The sequence below is a fragment of the Sphingomonas sp. genome (assembly GCF_051962185.1).
In the GTDB taxonomy this organism is placed as follows: domain Bacteria; phylum Pseudomonadota; class Alphaproteobacteria; order Sphingomonadales; family Sphingomonadaceae; genus Sphingomonas.
The window spans coordinates 1-3,945 of the sequence record NZ_JBQCCN010000106.1; the positions used below are offsets into that span (position 1 = coordinate 1).

General features: G+C 67.4%; 2 protein-coding genes. One reads left to right on the forward strand and one right to left on the reverse strand.

Annotation, left to right across the window (positions count from 1 at the left end):
• Positions 1–294: 294 nt before the first annotated feature.
• Entirely contained in the window at positions 295–1,815 is a 1,521-nt protein-coding gene (locus ACTHJR_RS06300; protein WP_440522273.1) for a peptidoglycan DD-metalloendopeptidase family protein, read from the reverse strand.
• A 311-nt stretch (positions 1,816–2,126) separates the two neighbouring features.
• Between ACTHJR_RS06300 and ACTHJR_RS06305 the strand changes: the two genes are divergently transcribed.
• The coding region (locus ACTHJR_RS06305) for a helicase-related protein (protein ID WP_440522274.1) at positions 2,127–3,945 on the forward strand (1,819 nt) is incomplete at its 3' end.

Consider the following 3,945-nt stretch of genomic DNA (forward strand, 5'->3'; position numbering starts at 1 on the left):
AATCGTCGGTGTCGGCGCCCCATAGTATCGCGGCGGACAGCCTCTCCCCGAAGAAGGTTTCGATTCCCGCGGAGGCGTAGTGGCGCGGAGAAAAGCAGGTCAATTCGCGCAGAGGCGCAGAGAGCGCAGAGTTTATAAAGAGCCTCGCACAGCGAGACCCATTCGTCGGCTGGAACGAGTTGTTCCGTCCTTGCTTCGAGACCTCGGCGCCCTTTGCGCCTCTGCGCGAGACTCCTCCGCGCCTTCGCGCCTTCGCGCGATTCTATTCAGGCGCCCTGCTCGACAGCAGAATTGTCAGGATGACTTGCGCCCCGTCCCCGGCCGCACCGACAGCAGATCCGAGACGTGCTCCTTGAACGCGCGGAGCGCGGCGCCGGTCAGCGACGCGACGCTGGAGAAGGAGAAGCCGCGTGGGTTGACCACCTGGTCGCCGCGATAGACTTCGAAATGGAGATGCGGTCCGGTCGACAGGCCCGAATTGCCCGAATATGCGACGACCTGGCCGCGCTGCACGCGCTGGCCGTTGCGCACCAGCACGCGGCTGAGATGCCCGTAGCCGGTGCCGACGCCGCCCGATCCGCGGATACCGACGAAGCTGCCATAGCCGCCCTTGTAGCCGGCCCAGTTCACCACGCCGTCGAACACCGCATAGACCGGCGAGCCGTACGCACAGGCGATGTCGATGCCCTTGTGCATGCGGTAATAATGCAGGATCGGGTGCATCCGCATGCCGAACGACGAGCTGATCCGCCCGGCGACCGGCAAGCCCATGAAACCCTGGCGCTCGGTCTGGCCGTTGGCGTCGTACCAATCGCCCTTGCCGGCGCCGTTGTCATCCTCGTCGTCGCCGTCGCTGTTGCGGCTCCATTTGACCAGCCGCACCTTGCGGCGGCCCATGTCGATGCCGGCATAGAGGATCTTGCCGAGTTCGACTTCGCCGGTCGCGGCGCGGCGCTGCGACAGCATGACGTCCCAAGTGTCGTCGGCGGCGACGTCGCCGCTGAGCGAGATGCGGGTCGCGATCGCCTTGAGATAATCGGCCGCGACACCCGAGGGCACGCCGGCGGCGCGCATCGACTTGTAGAGGCTGGTGCCGGCCAGGCCCTGGATGCGCAGCGGCGTGTCGTCGACCGCGATCGCCTGACGGTCCATCGTCAGGCCGTTGGCGGTGCGCTTGATCGTCAGGCGGAAATCGAACGCCGGCTGGAAGCTCAATTGTTCGAGCGGGCGCGGGTCGCTCTTCTTCGCGCGGCGACCGAGCACGCCCTCGAACCGAGTGCCGGGGCGAATCTGGTCGAGCGACAGGGCGCCGGAAACGAGATCCGACACGCGCTGGATATCGGCCTTGAGCATGCCGGCCCGGCGCAGCACCGAAGCGAGACTGTCGCCGTCGCTCATCGCCGAGGCGAAGGCCTGGGTCGGGCGGTCGGGATTCTCGGCGAGCGGACGGACGAGATCGGTCGCCGCCATGCGCTGGCCGGTATCGGCGCCGAGCGCGAGCGGCGCGATCGCCTGGGCACGGGCATTTTCCCACGCCTTGCCCTTGAGCGGCGCGGCGGACGAGCCGATCAGCGGCTGGCCGAAGCCGGGCGACAATGCCCAGCACGCGCCGATCAGCGCGGTGCAGGTGGCGAGCCCGCGAAACCATTCGCGCGAACCGATCCGCGCACCGAGGTCGGGCGTCCAATCGATCTGCGCGAGATTGGCGCGCAACCGGTCGGCGAAGGACAGCTCAGTAGTGAGGACGAGCGCGCGGCCGGTCGAGCTGGGCGCGGCCCCTCCCGATTGTTCATAATGCTCGTTGCGCAGAAACACGACGAAAACGACCCCGAATACGTAATCGCCGATCCACCCCCGGCGCAGGTCGAATGACTGTGCCCATGGGGTGTTAAAGTCAATTTAACCGGACGCGACGAGCCGTCGGGCTGCGGCAAGCCGTGCAGCGCGAGGGACAAATCCCCGATTGGCCGGAACTTATTTAAGTATCGGTGAATCGGTCGACTTTTCGGTGCGGTAGTCGACCCTAAGGGGCTTTACTTACGGACTCGCAACAGGGTCGGCGATTATACTGGGTCAATCACGTGGCGCTTGCGCCAATCGCCCGCGCAGCCGATCTATAGAGCGTCATGCGTGCCTTCTCCTCCCCGGTCACCGCGGTGCTCGGGCCCACCAACACCGGCAAGACGCACCTCGCGATCGAGCGGATGTGCGGGCATTCGAGCGGGATGATCGGCTTTCCGCTGCGGCTGCTGGCGCGCGAAGTCTATGATCGCGTGGTGAAAATGAAGGGCGCGAACCAGGTCGCGCTGATCACCGGCGAGGAACGCATCGTTCCGCCCGATGCGCGCTGGTTCCTGTGCACCGCGGAAAGCATGCCGCTCCAGAGAGAGGTCGCGTTCGTCGCACTCGACGAAGCGCAGCTCGGGGCGGACCCTGAGCGCGGGCACGTCTTCACCGACCGTCTGCTGCGCGCGCGCGGACGCGAGGAAACGATGATCCTGGGCTCGGAGACGCTGCGGCCGATGGTCAAGGCGCTCGTCCCCGATGCCGATATCGTCAATCGCCCGCGTTTCTCGACGCTTTCCTATGCCGGGGCGAAGAAGCTCTCGCGCCTGCCCAAGCGCTCGGCAATCGTCGCGTTCAGCGCCGAGGAAGTCTATGCCGTGGCCGAGATGATTCGGCGGCTGCGCGGCGGCGCCGCGGTGGTGATGGGGGCGCTGAGCCCGCGCACGCGCAATGCCCAGGTCGCGATGTTCCAGGCCGGCGAGGTCGATTATCTCGTCGCCACCGACGCGATCGGCATGGGGCTCAACATGGACGTCAGCCATGTCGCCTTCGCCAGCCTGAGCAAGTTCGACGGCCAACGCCAGCGCCGCCTGACGGTGAGCGAAATGGCGCAGATCGCGGGCCGCGCCGGTCGCCACCAGCGCGACGGCACGTTCGGCGCGCTAACCGCCGACGGGCCCGGCGCGTTCACGCCCGAAGAAATCAACGCGATCGAGCAGCATCACTTCCCCAAGCTCGACTTCCTCTATTGGCGCGAGGGCGAACCCGATGTCGGCTCGGTCGACGATCTGATCGCCAGCCTGGAGGCCAAGCCCGACAATCGCGTGCTGCGCGCCGCGCCGCCGGCGATCGACCTCGCCGTGCTCAAGCGGCTCGCCGAGGAGAATTGGGTACGCGACCGTGCCCGTTCGCCGGGCCAGGTCGCGCGGCTATGGGCGGCGTGCGGCGTGCCCGATTTTCGCAAGCTCGGCGTCGACCCGCATGCCCGGCTGGTCGAGCGGCTCTACGCCTGGCTGAGCGAAGGCAATGGGCATATCCCCGGGCCCTGGTTCGCCGAGCAAGTCGCGCGGCTCGACGACGTCACCGGCGATGTCGAGACGATCGCGGGACGCGTCGCGGCGATCCGCACCTGGGCGTATATCGCCCATCGTGGCGACTGGCTGGCCGACCCGGCGCATTGGGCGAGGCGCACGGCGGAAGTCGAGGAGCGGCTGTCCGACGCGCTCCACGCCTCGCTGACCCAGCGCTTCGTCGACAAGCGCACCACCGCGTTGCTGCGCCAGATCGGCAAGGATGCCGGCGCGCTTCCCGTCGTGATCGGCGAGGACGGCGAGGTGCTGGTCGAGGACCATGTCATCGGCACGCTGGAGGGCTTCCGCTTCACCGTCGCGGCGGATGCCCGCGCGTCGGACAAGAGATTGCTGCTGGCGGCGGCGGAGAAAAGGCTCGGCGCCGAATTGGCGAAGCGCGGGCGTGAGTTGGCGGAAGCGGAGGACGATGCTTTCCTGCTGGTCTCGGATGAAGAGCTGACCGAAGCGCCCCAAACGCTTCCCCGGCGAAGGCCGGGGCCCAGTTCCACTGAACGGAAAGGCGAGGGCGCAGCCCCATCCCAAGATGCGCGGCGACTGGGCCCCCGCCTTCGCCCGGGAAGCGTAAATA